Annotated in this window: 12 protein-coding genes; 5 read left to right on the top strand and 7 right to left on the bottom strand. The window is 35.9% G+C overall.

The window, feature by feature from the left end; genetic code table 11:
• Positions 1-85 precede the first annotated feature (85 nt).
• Together ABH961_RS17370 and ABH961_RS17365 are read left to right on the top strand one after the other, a co-directional pair.
• Positions 86-979, top strand: a complete 894-nt coding sequence (locus ABH961_RS17370) for an ATP-binding protein (protein ID WP_000892965.1) — start codon at positions 86-88, stop codon at positions 977-979.
• Between the two features lie 3 nt (positions 980-982).
• Positions 983-2866 carry a vWA domain-containing protein gene (locus tag ABH961_RS17365; protein ID WP_048541687.1) on the top strand — a complete coding sequence of 628 codons (1884 nt, stop codon included), beginning with the start codon at positions 983-985 and terminating at the stop codon, positions 2864-2866.
• A 40-nt stretch (positions 2867-2906) separates the two neighbouring features.
• On the opposite strand, the gene ABH961_RS17360 is transcribed toward ABH961_RS17365, so the two are convergent.
• The 4 genes from ABH961_RS17360 to ABH961_RS17345 all read right to left on the bottom strand — a co-directional run bounded on the left by ABH961_RS17360 (position 2907) and on the right by ABH961_RS17345 (position 6170).
• Positions 2907-3329 (bottom strand): NUDIX hydrolase, encoded by a 423-nt coding sequence (locus ABH961_RS17360; RefSeq protein ID WP_048541686.1) that lies wholly within the window; start codon positions 3327-3329, stop codon positions 2907-2909.
• On the bottom strand, positions 3316-3858 hold the full coding sequence (gene pyrE / locus ABH961_RS17355; protein ID WP_098643051.1) for an orotate phosphoribosyltransferase: 543 nt from the start codon (positions 3856-3858) through the stop codon (positions 3316-3318). The genes ABH961_RS17360 and pyrE overlap by 14 nt, the downstream gene beginning before the upstream one ends.
• A gap of 111 nt (positions 3859-3969) precedes the next feature.
• Positions 3970-4935: an L-threonine 3-dehydrogenase gene (locus ABH961_RS17350; RefSeq protein WP_000723143.1), complete on the bottom strand. Its 966-nt coding sequence runs from the start codon at positions 4933-4935 to the stop codon at positions 3970-3972.
• Between the two features lie 44 nt (positions 4936-4979).
• Positions 4980-6170: a glycine C-acetyltransferase gene (locus ABH961_RS17345; RefSeq protein WP_000095906.1), complete on the bottom strand. Its 1191-nt coding sequence runs from the start codon at positions 6168-6170 to the stop codon at positions 4980-4982.
• A gap of 213 nt (positions 6171-6383) precedes the next feature.
• Here ABH961_RS17345 and ABH961_RS17340 point away from each other — a divergent pair, with 213 nt between their 5' ends.
• Positions 6384-7115 carry a class I SAM-dependent DNA methyltransferase gene (locus tag ABH961_RS17340; RefSeq protein WP_098643050.1) on the top strand — a complete coding sequence of 244 codons (732 nt, stop codon included), beginning with the start codon at positions 6384-6386 and terminating at the stop codon, positions 7113-7115.
• Positions 7116-7147: 32 nt separating this feature from the next.
• Here the strand turns inward: ABH961_RS17340 and ABH961_RS17335 are convergent, their stop codons facing one another.
• The 3 genes from ABH961_RS17335 to ABH961_RS17325 are packed head-to-tail and all read right to left on the bottom strand — an operon-like array spanning position 7148 to position 10041.
• Positions 7148-7969: an ABC transporter ATP-binding protein gene (locus ABH961_RS17335; RefSeq protein ID WP_001167944.1), complete on the bottom strand. Its 822-nt coding sequence runs from the start codon at positions 7967-7969 to the stop codon at positions 7148-7150.
• 12 nt (positions 7970-7981) lie between these two features.
• Complete coding sequence (locus tag ABH961_RS17330; RefSeq protein WP_000760065.1) at positions 7982-9040, bottom strand: FecCD family ABC transporter permease; 1059 nt, start codon at positions 9038-9040, stop codon at positions 7982-7984.
• Complete coding sequence (locus tag ABH961_RS17325; protein ID WP_048541677.1) at positions 9037-10041, bottom strand: FecCD family ABC transporter permease; 1005 nt, start codon at positions 10039-10041, stop codon at positions 9037-9039. The genes ABH961_RS17330 and ABH961_RS17325 overlap by 4 nt, the downstream gene beginning before the upstream one ends.
• 172 nt (positions 10042-10213) lie before the next feature.
• Between ABH961_RS17325 and ABH961_RS17320 the strand changes: the two genes are divergently transcribed.
• Positions 10214-11179 (top strand): ABC transporter substrate-binding protein, encoded by a 966-nt coding sequence (locus tag ABH961_RS17320; RefSeq protein ID WP_000673897.1) that lies wholly within the window; start codon positions 10214-10216, stop codon positions 11177-11179.
• A 379-nt stretch (positions 11180-11558) separates the two neighbouring features.
• Positions 11559-12908 (top strand): peptide MFS transporter, encoded by a 1350-nt coding sequence (locus ABH961_RS17315; protein WP_000338304.1) that lies wholly within the window; start codon positions 11559-11561, stop codon positions 12906-12908.

The following is a 12908-nucleotide window of genomic DNA, read 5'->3' as shown; positions in this document are numbered from 1 at the left end:
CTCTCTCCTTTTCTTTGCATACCATATTAAAACAAGTTATCATAAGATGTATTACTTTATGAAAATAATGTTAGGTGGGAAATACATGTTAGAACAATTTCATATACATGCTGATTTAAAACAACAGCTCTCAACCATTCACGAAAAAAATAAACAAGAAGCTGGTGAAAACGCACATTTAATTGGAAAGAAAATATATAAAGCATCTGATAACAGCATTATTGAAGATGCTATTACAGCGCTTCTTCTTGGCAAAAACATTCTATTAAAAGGGCCGACTGGTAGTGGTAAAACAGTACTAGCTGAAACTCTTTCTTCTTTATTCCAAAAACCAATGCATAGCATTAACTGTTCTGTTGACCTAGATGTAGAAGGTATTTTAGGATACAACACACTACAAACGAAAGATGGCGCATCTGAAGTTACATTTGTTAACGGCCCTCTTATGAAAGCAATGAAGAACGGTCATTTCCTATATATTGATGAAATCAATATGGCAAAACCTGAAACGTTACCACTTCTTCACGGTGCATTAGATTACCGTAAAATGATTACAAATCCATTTACACAAGAGGTTGTGTATGGCGATGACGAGTATCGTGTAATTGCAGCAATTAATGAAGGTTACGTTGGAACAAGCGAACTAAACGAAGCATTAAAAAACCGTTTCGTTATTATTGAAGTTCCATACATTCAAGGTGACACATTAAAAGAACTATTACTATCTGAATCAAAATTAAATGATGTTGCAACAATTGAAAAGTTCGTTGCATTTGCAAGCGACCTTATGCCTTTAGCTCGTGATGGACGTGTAAGTGAAGAAGCAGCAAGTATTCGTGGCATTATCGACGCATGTGATTTAGGTGTATATATTCCTGTTATGCGTGCAATTGAACGTAGTATTATCGCAAAATTAAACGATGAAACAGAACAAATGACTGTCCGTGAATTAGCAGAAAGTTATTTCTTTGAGGGATAATTCATGAGACAAATTTTTAGTGACAAAAAAATTGATGCGTCGCTGTTTCTACAAATGGAAAACTTAATGTATGCTCTTCTAAAAGAAGACGATGCCTACCTTGAGTATGGCTATAAAGCATACTACGACGAAATTGAAAAAAAGGTTGTCATTAGTCACTTTTGGGATGATCGAAAAGAAGAGGATACAGTAATCGGATTAAAAAGCGAAGTGTTTTTAAAAGCACTTGGTAATAAACATTACTCGGACATGACTTTAATTCGTTCTTATGCGATTGAATTACAAGAATCACCCTTAAAAAAGTTTTTAACACAATTATTTGTTCTATTAGAAGATTTACGTGTTGAGGAAATCGTAAAAGACTTACGCCCTGGCACAAAGCATGTTTTTAAAAGAAGAAAAGAAATGTATCGCAATTACTTTGGTTCACAAAATGAAATCAATCGTGTTCGTAACTATCACGGTGATCGTCTATTTTGTCTCTGCTATCTTTCATTAACGAGCGATAAATATGAAATGTTTAATAATGAATATTTCGAGCAAATTGAAGCAATTTTGCATGAAACATTCCAAGCTCGTAATACAGAAGACATTATGTATATCGTTGAAAAAATTCGCTATCGTTTAGAAGGACTTCTTGAAAGTGATATGCTTAATAATTATTTCGGACATGCTCCGCTTTATTTATCTGTCATTGCAGACGAAAAGAACTGTCGCGTCGAAGATTTAGCAAATGATGATACGCAGCTCATAGATGACGATGAAAATAAAAACAAAATGGATGAAAGTTTCTCCACATGGCATCGTGAAAATAAAAATAACGAAAACGAGAATTTTTTACGCTTTGAATTAGAAAGTGGAACAAAAACAAACATGATGGGCGATACTGCTCGTGAATCAGAAGATGGCGACCAAGCACTTGGTTCTGTACAAGGTACTTCTCAAAAGAGTACACAATCCAACTTTGATGGCGCTGATACAGAAGAAGCAAGAGCTTCACACGCTTCTAGCCAAAACGAGGGTGCATACGGTAAGTATAACGTTGGTGCTTCTCATATATTTAAAGAAGCTCGCAAATCAAATCCTGATGAAAAAAAGGATTACCAAGCTATCAAATCAGTCGTTAATAAAGATGTAAAAGAATTAAAGAAAATTATCGAAAAAACGATTGAAAATAAAACGAATGCAAATAGTGATAAATATTACGGAAGACTTCGTAAGAAATTCCTTCGTATTTATACTGAAAAGCAGCCGCGCATGTTTTATAAAAAAGGACAAGAATCACAAGAACTTGACGTTGCATTCCAACTACTAGTGGACTGCTCTGGTTCTATGTATAACAAAATGGAAGAAACGAAAAAGAGTGTGGTCCTATTCCATGAAGCATTGAAATCTTTAAAAATCCCGCACGCCATTAGTGGATTTTGGGAAGATGCTTCTAGTGCTAAGCCTGAGGATAAGCCAAACGTTATCCATGAAGTTGTAACGTATAAAAACTCAACGTTACCAAACGTCGGTCCAGAAATTATGCAGCTTCGCGAAGAAGAAGATAACCGCGACGGATATATTATTCGTATCGTTTCTGAAAAACTTGCAAAAAGAACAGAAAAACATAAATTCTTACTTGTCTTTACAGACGGTGAGCCTTCTGCGCTAGACTATCAACAAGACGGTATTTTAGATACGCATGAAGCTGTCAAACTTGCTCGTAAAAGTGGTATGGAAGTAATCGGAATCTTCATCGAAGAAGGCGAAGCAAAAGAAGCAACTTATCAATTAATGAAGAACATTTATAACCATCACTTCTTAGTTGCAAATCATGCTGAAGATTTACGTCTGAAGATTAAACCACTATTGAAAAAGTTATTACTGAAGACGATTGAATAGAAAAACAGGAGCGTTGTCGCTCCTGTTTTTTTCTACTCAATCACTTTGTTTCTGGTTGAAACTTGTATGGAATAGCTACTTCTAATAATGCCTCGAATCCGCCATCGTAGAATGGGAATCGTTCATTTGCAATTGCTCGGTCCACCCACTCTATTGCAGAAATTTCTTCTTCATCTTCCGCAATCAGTTCACCCTTTACTACATTTGCTCGGAATGTAAATAGTATCGCATGATTCCCTGATGCTTCAAAGAATTTTTCATTGATCGCAACAAGTCCACCTGCCACAGCAGTTAAACCTGTCTCTTCTTTTACTTCTCTTATTAGTGCTTCCTCTAATATTTCACCTTTTTCAACAGCCCCACCCGGCAGTGACCAAACGTTTTGTTCTATATTATGTACCATTAATATTTTATCTGTTTCTTCATCATGTATTAGTGCATATACGACGTCAACTCTTTGCATGTTGCTTTTCTCCTTCAATTAACTCATCCATTGTAAATAAAGAATGTAGTTGTAAGCCATCTTCTAATAAGTTGTCTTTTCCCTCTTTCGTTCGTTCAATTACACCTAGAACATGATGTACTTTCGCACCTAGTTCTCTTAAATCTTTCGTGCTTAATAATATTTGACCACCTGTCGTAATAACATCCTCAACAACACAAACATTTTTCCCAGCAATATTAACGCCTTCTGCTAACTTACATGTACCGTACTTCTTCGCTTCTTTTCTTACAAATACAACAGGTATACCTGTTTGTAAAGATAATGCTGTTGCTACTGGAATTCCTCCCATTTCTAAACCTGCGAGTACTTCTGTCTCAGGAGGAATGAGCTCTTTCAATTGTTTAGCAATTTCTAATAACAGTACTGGATTAGATTCAAATAAGTACTTATCAAAGTATTGATTTGATACTTGCCCTGATCGAAGCTTAAATGTTCCCGTTAAACGTGACGTATTGTAAATTTCCTTTGCTAACTCCCATTTCTCCATTGTATCTCTCCCCTTTATTCACAAATTAACTCATTCTATCACACTTGTAATTATTTGTATATTCCTAAAATACAAATAAAAGGGTCGATTCCTAAGAATCGACCCTTCCTGTTAATTCATCACTAACTCAGCTGTGAACTTTTTTTTTAACTTAGCCAACATGTCCGTTGTCATTTTGTCTAAATCGTATTCTGCTTTAAAGCCCCACTCGTTCATTGCTGCTGTTGCATCAATAGAGTTCGGCCAGCTATCAGCGATTGTTTGACGAGCAGGATCTACAGCGTAATCCATTGTAAACGTCGGGATGTGTTTACGAATGGATGCTGCGATTTGCTCTGGCTCAAAGCTCATCGCTGTAATATTAAATGCGTTTCTATGCACAAGTTTACTTGGATCAGCTTCCATTAATGAAATGATCGCTTGTAAAGCATCTGGCATGTACATCATATCCATGTATGTTCCTTCTGCAATGTATGAGGTGTATGTGCCTTTTTTAATCGCCTCATAATAAATTTCAACTGCATAATCAGTTGTTCCGCCTCCTGGAGGAGCTACATAAGAAATTAAACCAGGGAAACGTACACCGCGCGTATCAACGCCAAACTTTTGATGATAATAATCACATAGTAATTCTCCTGCTACTTTGTTTACCCCATACATCGTAGTAGGACGTTGAATTGTATCTTGTGGCGTATTATCTTTCGGCGTTGATGGACCAAATGCACCGATAGAACTTGGCGTGAAAAACTTACAGTTTAATTCACGAGCTGCTTCTAACGCATTTACAAGTCCGCCCATATTTAAATTCCAAGCAAATAACGGATTTTTTTCTGCTGTTGCTGAAAGTAAAGCTGCTAAATGAATAATTGTATCTACTTCATTACGCTTTGCGATATCATGTAGTTTTTGTCCATCTGTTACATCTAACGTTTCAAATGGACCAGACGTTACTACTTCACTATCTGTTTCACGAATATCTGTTGCAATAACATTTGATGCACCGTATACATCACGAAGTTTCATTACTAGTTCAGAACCAATTTGCCCTAAAGAACCGGTTACTAGAATTTTTTTCATTTTCCCCACTCCTCATTTGCAAGCTATTCAAAAGATGTCGTTACTTAAATGATGCCCATTTCTTTCCCTACTTTTTCATACTTACGAATTGCTTCATCTAACATTTCTTTCGTATGAGCTGCTGTAGGCATATTACGAACGCGTCCTGTTCCTTTAGCTACAGTTGGGAACACGATAGATTTTGCATATACGCCTTCTTCATTTAGACGTTTACTAAATTCTTGTGTTAATACTTCGTCACCAATAATACAAGGTGTAATTGGCGTTTCACTTTCTCCAATGTTAAAGCCAAGTTCTTTTAACCCTTGTTTTAAATAGCGGCCATTTTCCCATAAACGATCATGTAACTCTGTGCTTTCCATTAAAATTTCAATTGATCGCATACATGCAGCTGCATCAGCTGGTGTTAATGCTGTAGAGAATAAGAATGGACGTGAACGAACTTTTAACCAGTCAATTAAGTTTTGTTTCCCTGCTACATATCCACCAATTACCCCAATTGCTTTTGATAATGTACCAATTTGGAAATCAACTTTATCAGATAGACCGAAATGCTTTACAGTTCCTGCACCTTTTCCAAGTACACCTGAACCGTGTGCATCGTCTACATATGTCATTAAATCTAATTCTTCTGCAATCTCAACAATCTCTGGTAATTTTGCAACATCTCCATCCATTGAGAAGACACCATCTGTAATTACCATTAATTTATTGTAAAGACCTGATTCTTTCGCCGCGATTGCTTTTTGGCGTAAATCTTCCATATCAGAATGTTTATAAACAATAATTTTTGCTTTTGATAAACGACTACCATCAATAATAGAAGCATGGTTTAATTCGTCTGAAAGAATCGCATCATTTTTATCCATAACGGCTGAAATCGCTGCCATATTACAGTTAAATCCTGATTGGTAAGCAATTGCTGCTTCTGTATGTTTAAACTTTGCAATTGTCTCTTCTAATTTAATATGCAAATCTAAAGTACCGTTAATTGTACGAACAGCTCCTGCTCCAACGCCGTACTTATGAATTGCACCAATTGCTGCTTCTTGCAAACGGCTATCTGTTGCTAATCCAAGATAGTTGTTTGAAGATAAGTTAATATATTCTTTTCCGCCAATTGTAATGATCGGTCCATTTGAACTCTCAAGCGGATCAATTACGTTATAAAGCCCCTTTGATTTTAAATCCTCTAAATTTTCTTCTAAAAATTTCGCAAGTGTTTTACTAGACATTGTGAAGCCTCCCATCGTTCATGTAAGCGAATTATTGTCTTAATAGTTCTAATAATCCCTCTACTAGCTTAACACGTTTTCAGAATTTATTATAGAAAAATAGTTTAAAGTAACCGCTTACAATTCTAGATTATAAATGATTCATTACAAGAAATCTATCATTTACTTTTCATATTTGGTAGAATAAAAAAAATATTTAAGGGGGCTTCAATCATGGCATTTACTGAATCTGATGTATATAATCACGAAGCATTTTTTGAACAATATATGAAACGAAGATACCGAGAAAATAGCCCAAATGAGTCACTTGAAAAACCAGCCTTCTTTCAACTCATTGGTGATGTGAAAGGAAAGCAAATCCTCGATCTAGGCTGCGGTGATGCTAAATTCGGCGAGGAATTATTAGAAAAAGACTGCCACTCTTACACTGGTATTGAAGGCTCCGAACTTATGTATGAAAAAGCTAAAAAACAACTAGAAAATAAAAATGGGACCGTCCATTTTTTAAACCTCAAAGACTACACATACCCTCCCGCTACTTTTGATTTAGTAACATCTAGACTCGCCTTACATTATATTGAACATCTTCCTATCATTTTTCAAAATGTGTACGAAGCTTTAAAAACAAATGGAACCTTTACTTTTAGTGTTCAACACCCTGTTATTACTTCTTCATTTGAAAGCTTGCAAACGAGCGGAGAAAGAACAAGCTGGCTCGTCGATGATTATTTTAAAATGGGAAAACGCGTTGAACCTTGGATTGATCAAGAAGTTATTAAATATCATCGTACAACGGAAGAATATTTTACATTATTACAACAAGCTGGATTTACGATTACAAATATAAAAGAAGCTACACCAAATCAAACTTATTTTCAGAGCGAAGAAGAATATGAACGACGTTTACGAATTCCCCTCTTCCTCTTATTTTCTTGTAGAAAATAAAAAAGACGATGAATCCTCATCGTCTTTTTTCATTAACTCATTGCCTGAGCAACCTCTTTACGTACACGTCTTCCTTTTCCATGCGGAATACAAAGTGGCGTCCCAAACAATGGATCCGTACTGATTTGACACTCCATTCGGAATACATCACGTACTAGCTTCTCATCTACTACTTCTTCCGGCTTACCTTGTGCATATATTTGTTTATCTTGAATGGCTACAATATTGTCTGCATAGCGGCATGCTAAATTTAAATCGTGTAATACCATAACAATTGTTCTTTGTTCTGTTTCATTTAATTCGAACAATAAATCTAGCACTTCAATTTGGTGAGTCATATCTAAATATGTAGTTGGCTCATCCAGTAAAATAATATCTGTATCTTGTGCAAGCGTCATTGCAATCCAAGCACGTTGACGTTGTCCACCTGAAAGAGCATGCACATCACGCTCAGCAAATTCTGTCATACCTGTTGCTGCGAGTGCTTTTTGTACCATTTCCTCATCTTTTTCTGACCATTGCTTCAGCCACGTTTGATATGGATAACGCCCTTGCTTTACAAGTTGCAATACTGTAAGCCCTTCTGGAGCTTGCGGTCCTTGCGGTAAAATTGCCATTTGACGAGCGATTTGCTTCGTTTGCATACTTTGAATGGCTTGATTATCTAGCAAAATGTCACCAGTTGTTGGCTTTAATAATCTAGCTAGTGAACGTAATAAAGTTGATTTTCCACAACCGTTAGAACCGATAAAGATTGTAATTTCGCCTTTTGGAATTTCTAAATTCAACTCATCAATAATAATTGCTTCACCATAAGACAGCGTCAAACGTTTCGTCTCCAATGCTTTTTGCATATTCATCTCCCTTTATGAATTCCGACTTTTATAAAGTAAATAAATAAAATAAGGTGCACCAATTGCTGATGTAAATACCCCTGCTGGAATTTCAAGTGGTGTGAAAACTGTACGCCCGATTAAATCTGCAGCAAGTACTAAAATTGCACCAACAATAGCCGCAACTGGGAGTAATGCACCGTATAAAGAACCAACTAGTCTTCGTGAAATATGAGGTGCCATTAAACCGACAAACCCAATTCCTCCGGCGAAGGCAACTGCGCCACCAATTAAAGCTGTACTCAGTAATAACATGAATACGCGTGACTTCGTTAAAGGAACACCGAGTCCTACCGCAATATCATCCCCTAGCTCTTGCGCATTTAAATGCCTAGCAGCTATAAATGATATTACCGTTAAAATGAGAACCCACGGCGCAAGCACCATAACGTTTTGCCATGAAGAACCGTAAACAGTACCTGTAATCCATACATTCGCTTGACTCGCTTGATAAATTGGCGCTAACAGCATAAACAAAGTCGTTGCCGCTTTCGTTAATGCCCAAAAACCAACACCAATTAAAACAAGACTAATCGGTGATAATCCGTCATTTCTCCATGCAAATAAATATACAAAAAGCGCTACAATCGTTGCCCCAGCGAAGGCTGCTAACGGCATATAATGAATGCTTACAGTTAGCGCATTATTTTTATCACTAAATATAGCTAAAAATAATACAACTGCAACACTTGCACCACCTGTAATCCCAATGATATCAGGAGAAGCCAGTGGATTTCGAACGAGCCCCTGTAAAATACATCCTGCTACTGCAAGTGCGATTCCTACAAGGATGGCAATTAAAATACGCGGCATACGAAACTTATTTACAACCATATTAGACATCGCATCGCCATTTCCAGTGATTGCTTGCCATACATCATAAGGAGCAATTTTCATGTCTCCCATACCTGCACTCGCAAAAAATAATCCTATTAAAACAACTAGTAAACTGAATAAGACGAGACACGCTCGTTTATACATTAAAAACGAGAGCCCGCCTTTTCCTATACGAAACGGAATATACTTCTTCATTTGCTAAGCCCTCTCTTACGTGCAATATAAATAAAGAATGGTGCCCCGATAAATGCTGTCATAACCCCTACTGGTACTTCTTGTGGCATAATGACATATCTCGCTGCTATATCAGCCAAGATTAGTAGTATTGCACCTAACAAGCCGCTATACGGTACTCTCCATCTGTGATCTACTCCAATAAGAAATCTGGCGAAATGTGGGATAATGATTCCGATAAATCCAATCGGACCAGCGACTGCAACTGAACCACCAGACAACAGGACAATAATAAGTAACACGAATGATTTCATTAAAATTGTTCGTTGTCCAAGCCCCTTCGCGACGTCTTCCCCCATCATCAATGTATTTACTTTCCCTGCCATCATAAGCGATGCGATCCAGCCTACTAATAAATATGGGAATACAGATTGTAAAATTTCTAACTTTCTTCCTTGCACAGATCCGGCAAGCCAAAACAGTACTTCTTCAAGCGCTTTTTCATTTAACACAAGTAATCCTTGTGTTAATGATGAAAATAACGCACTAATTGCGACCCCTGCTAATGTTAACTTAAGAGGCGTCGTCCCTTCTTTTCCTAAAGAACTAGAAGCGAATACAAGGATTGCAGCAACTGCTGCCCCTAAAAAGGCAATCCAAGTAAAAGCTGACAATGATGTAACAGAAAAAACCACAATTGCTACAACTATGAAAAACGCAGCGCCTGAATTTAATCCAATAAAATCTGGAGAAGCAAGTGGATTCTTCGTTAAAGTTTGCATAAGACAACCAGCAATGGCTAAACTAGCACCAACACTAGCTGCAATTAGTGCCCTTGGTAGACGCACATTTTGAATAATAATATGTTCATTGGAACCATTAAAATGGAAAAAAGCATCTAACGCTAATTTCCAACTCGTATTTGTATATCCGAAAATAATACTTCCCCAAATACAAATAATGACTGCAATGATTCCAACAAATAACCCAATCCATTTTGCTTGATTTGTTTTTAATAACATGCAGCGTTTCCCCTTCAATGTATAATGATACGTTGTAAGTGTATTTCAACTTAATTCTCATTGTCAACGATAATGAGAACTATTTTCATTGATATGTATTGACAATCAAAAGATAAAAGCTTAATATCATGCTTGCTATTGAAAAAACTTCTCAGTATGTAGGGGGTACATAATGAAATTCGTGCAAAAGAAATCGTTTACAGTATTTGTATTTTTACTAGCCTTTTCACTACTTTTAAGTGCTTGTGGAAAATCAAATACGAAAGAAGAATCAAAAGAAGATACGAAAAAAGAAATGATTACTGTAGAACATGCAATGGGTAAAACAGAAGTTCCCGCTAGTCCAAAACGTGTAGTTATTTTAACAAATGAAGGCACTGAAGCTTTACTCGAGTTAGGTGTAAAACCAGTTGGGGCTGTGAAATCTTGGACTGGTGATCCATGGTATCCACATATTAAAGATAAAATGAAAGATGTAAAGGTTGTTGGTGATGAAGGGCAAGTGAACGTGGAAACAATCGCTTCCTTAAAACCAGACTTAATTATCGGTAACAAAATGCGTCACGAAAAAGTGTACGAGCAACTAAAGGCAATTGCACCTACTGTGTTCTCGGAAACGCTACGTGGTGAATGGAAAGATAACTTCAAATTTTATGCAAAAGCATTAAATAAAGAAAAAGAAGGTCAAAAGGTTTTAGCTGATTACGATAAACGTATGAAAGATTTAAAAACTAAACTAGGCGATAAAGTAAATCAAGAAATCTCTATGGTTCGCTTTATGCCTGGTGATGTTCGTATTTATCACGGTGATACATTCTCTGGTGTTATTTTAAAAGAACTTGGATTTAAACGTCCTGGAGATCAAAATAAAGATGACTTTGCAGAGCGTAACGTATCTAAAGAACGTATTTCAGCAATGGACGGCGATGTATTATTCTACTTCACATTCGATAAAGGAAACGAGAAAAAAGGTTCTGAATTAGAAAAAGAATATATCAATGATCCTCTATTTAAAAATTTAAATGCAGTGAAAAACGGTAAAGCATACAAAGTTGACGACGTTATTTGGAATACAGCCGGTGGTGTAATGGCTGCTAACCTACTATTAGATGATATCGAAAAACGCTTTGTTAAATAATATTTCCCTAACCAGCTCCCTTCTATGGAGCTGGTTATTTTTTGATTCACTTAAATGTCACATTATTTCATTTTGTATTTTTATTCCCAATATGTTATATTATAAAAGTAAATAGAATATATTTTCTCTATATCAGAATAAATATTTTAATCTAAATTTTCTGATTAATCACTATTTTATATTCTTTTAGAATTCAATTATTACATTTGAAAACGCTTATTATCTAGTTTTCAGGGAAAAATACAGTAACGGTTGAAGAGAAATAGATTTTTTTAGAAATTTTCTTTCTATTTCCATATAATTCTATTGACTTCTAAATATTTTGTGAATTAAAATAATTACATAAATATCCGTTATACAGGATTAGGGGGAAACAAACATGGATGCAGCTTTAAAATTAGACAAAGCTGGAGAGCAACAATCACCAAAAAAACATCCACCAGGATTATATTTGTTGTTCTTTACAGAGGCATGGGAAAGATTTAGTTATTACGGAATGCGTGGCTTATTAGTTCTTTATTTAACAACGAGCTTAGTAAGCGGCGGTTTAGGATTTGATAAAGCAGTTGCTGTACAAATATACGGTATTTTCACAATGTTAGTATACTTCACTCCGATTATTGGTGGTTGGTTAACTGACCATTTCATTACGAAGCGACACGCCATTACTATTGGTGGTATCATCATGGCAATTGGTAACTTTGTACTATTTTCAATGAATACGAAAACTGGACTATTTTTAGGATTAGGATTATTAGTTATTGGTAACGGATTCTTCAAACCAAATATTTCGACTTTACTAGGTCAATTATATAGCGACAACGATTCTCGTCGTGATAGTGCTTTCACTATCTTCTACATGGGAATTAACTTAGGAGCTCTTATCGCTCCATTCATTTGCGGTTACTTCACAGATTACAAATATGGATTCTTAACAGCTTGTATCGGTATGATCATTGGACAGGTTGCTTTTAATTTCTTAGCACCTCGTTACTTAGGAACAATTGGTACAACTGTTGTAGGTAAAAAGTCTAAAGAAAAAACTGCAAAAGTAATTGAGAAAAAACCTTTAACATCACAAGAGAAAAAACGTACAGCTGCAATTTTAATTTTAACTTGTTTCGTTGTATTCTTCTGGGCAGGCTTTGAACAAGCTGGTAGTTCTTTAACACTTTACACAGATAAGTTCGTAGATCGTACAATTGGTGGATTTACAATTCCAACACCTTGGTTCCAATCTGTAAACCCACTATTCATTATCTTACTAGCATTACCTGTTTCAGCTTTATGGATTAAGCTTTCAAAAACAAAAAATGGTGATTTAAAAATTCCAACAAAAATGGCACTAGGTATGATTTTACTAGGTATTGGATACTTAGTTCTAACTTTAGCTGTTTTAAAAACTGGTAGTGATGAAGGTAACATTACAATGAAGGCAAACTTACTATTCATTGTATTCACTTACATGTTCCACACAATCGGTGAATTATTCTTATCACCAATCGGATTATCTATGGTTAGTGCAATCGCTCCTGTTAAATTAGCTTCTTTATTAATGGGTGTATGGTTAGCTGGTACTGGATGTGCAAACTTCTTAGCAGGACAATTAGCTGCTTTCACTCAATCTTTAGGATATTTAGAAGTATTCGCAAGCATCGGTGTTATCGTAATCGTACTAGGATTAGTACTTCTTATGTTCTCTAAGAAAATTGCACATATGATGGAATAA

This window comes from Bacillus sp. RC251 (assembly GCF_044908765.1).
GTDB classification, from domain to species: domain Bacteria; phylum Bacillota; class Bacilli; order Bacillales; family Bacillaceae_G; genus Bacillus_A; species Bacillus_A wiedmannii.
The sequence above is the reverse complement of the archived record's forward strand: the minus strand, read 5'-3'. Positions and strand labels throughout refer to the sequence as shown.

Coding starts and splice junctions, on each gene's coding strand:
- ABH961_RS17325 (WP_048541677.1), bottom strand. CDS start 10,041: ATGTTATTAAAAACAAATCAAGCAAAATGGATTGGGTTATTTGTTGGA.
- ABH961_RS17335 (WP_001167944.1), bottom strand. CDS start 7,969: ATGCAAAAAGCATTGGAGACGAAACGTTTGACGCTGTCTTATGGTGAA.
- ABH961_RS17320 (WP_000673897.1), top strand. CDS start 10,214: ATGAAATTCGTGCAAAAGAAATCGTTTACAGTATTTGTATTTTTACTA.
- ABH961_RS17340 (WP_098643050.1), top strand. CDS start 6,384: ATGGCATTTACTGAATCTGATGTATATAATCACGAAGCATTTTTTGAA.
- ABH961_RS17360 (WP_048541686.1), bottom strand. CDS start 3,329: ATGCAAAGAGTTGACGTCGTATATGCACTAATACATGATGAAGAAACA.
- ABH961_RS17330 (WP_000760065.1), bottom strand. CDS start 9,040: ATGAAGAAGTATATTCCGTTTCGTATAGGAAAAGGCGGGCTCTCGTTT.
- ABH961_RS17315 (WP_000338304.1), top strand. CDS start 11,559: ATGGATGCAGCTTTAAAATTAGACAAAGCTGGAGAGCAACAATCACCA.
- ABH961_RS17370 (WP_000892965.1), top strand. CDS start 86: ATGTTAGAACAATTTCATATACATGCTGATTTAAAACAACAGCTCTCA.
- ABH961_RS17345 (WP_000095906.1), bottom strand. CDS start 6,170: ATGTCTAGTAAAACACTTGCGAAATTTTTAGAAGAAAATTTAGAGGAT.
- ABH961_RS17365 (WP_048541687.1), top strand. CDS start 983: ATGAGACAAATTTTTAGTGACAAAAAAATTGATGCGTCGCTGTTTCTA.
- pyrE (WP_098643051.1), bottom strand. CDS start 3,858: ATGGAGAAATGGGAGTTAGCAAAGGAAATTTACAATACGTCACGTTTA.
- ABH961_RS17350 (WP_000723143.1), bottom strand. CDS start 4,935: ATGAAAAAAATTCTAGTAACCGGTTCTTTAGGGCAAATTGGTTCTGAA.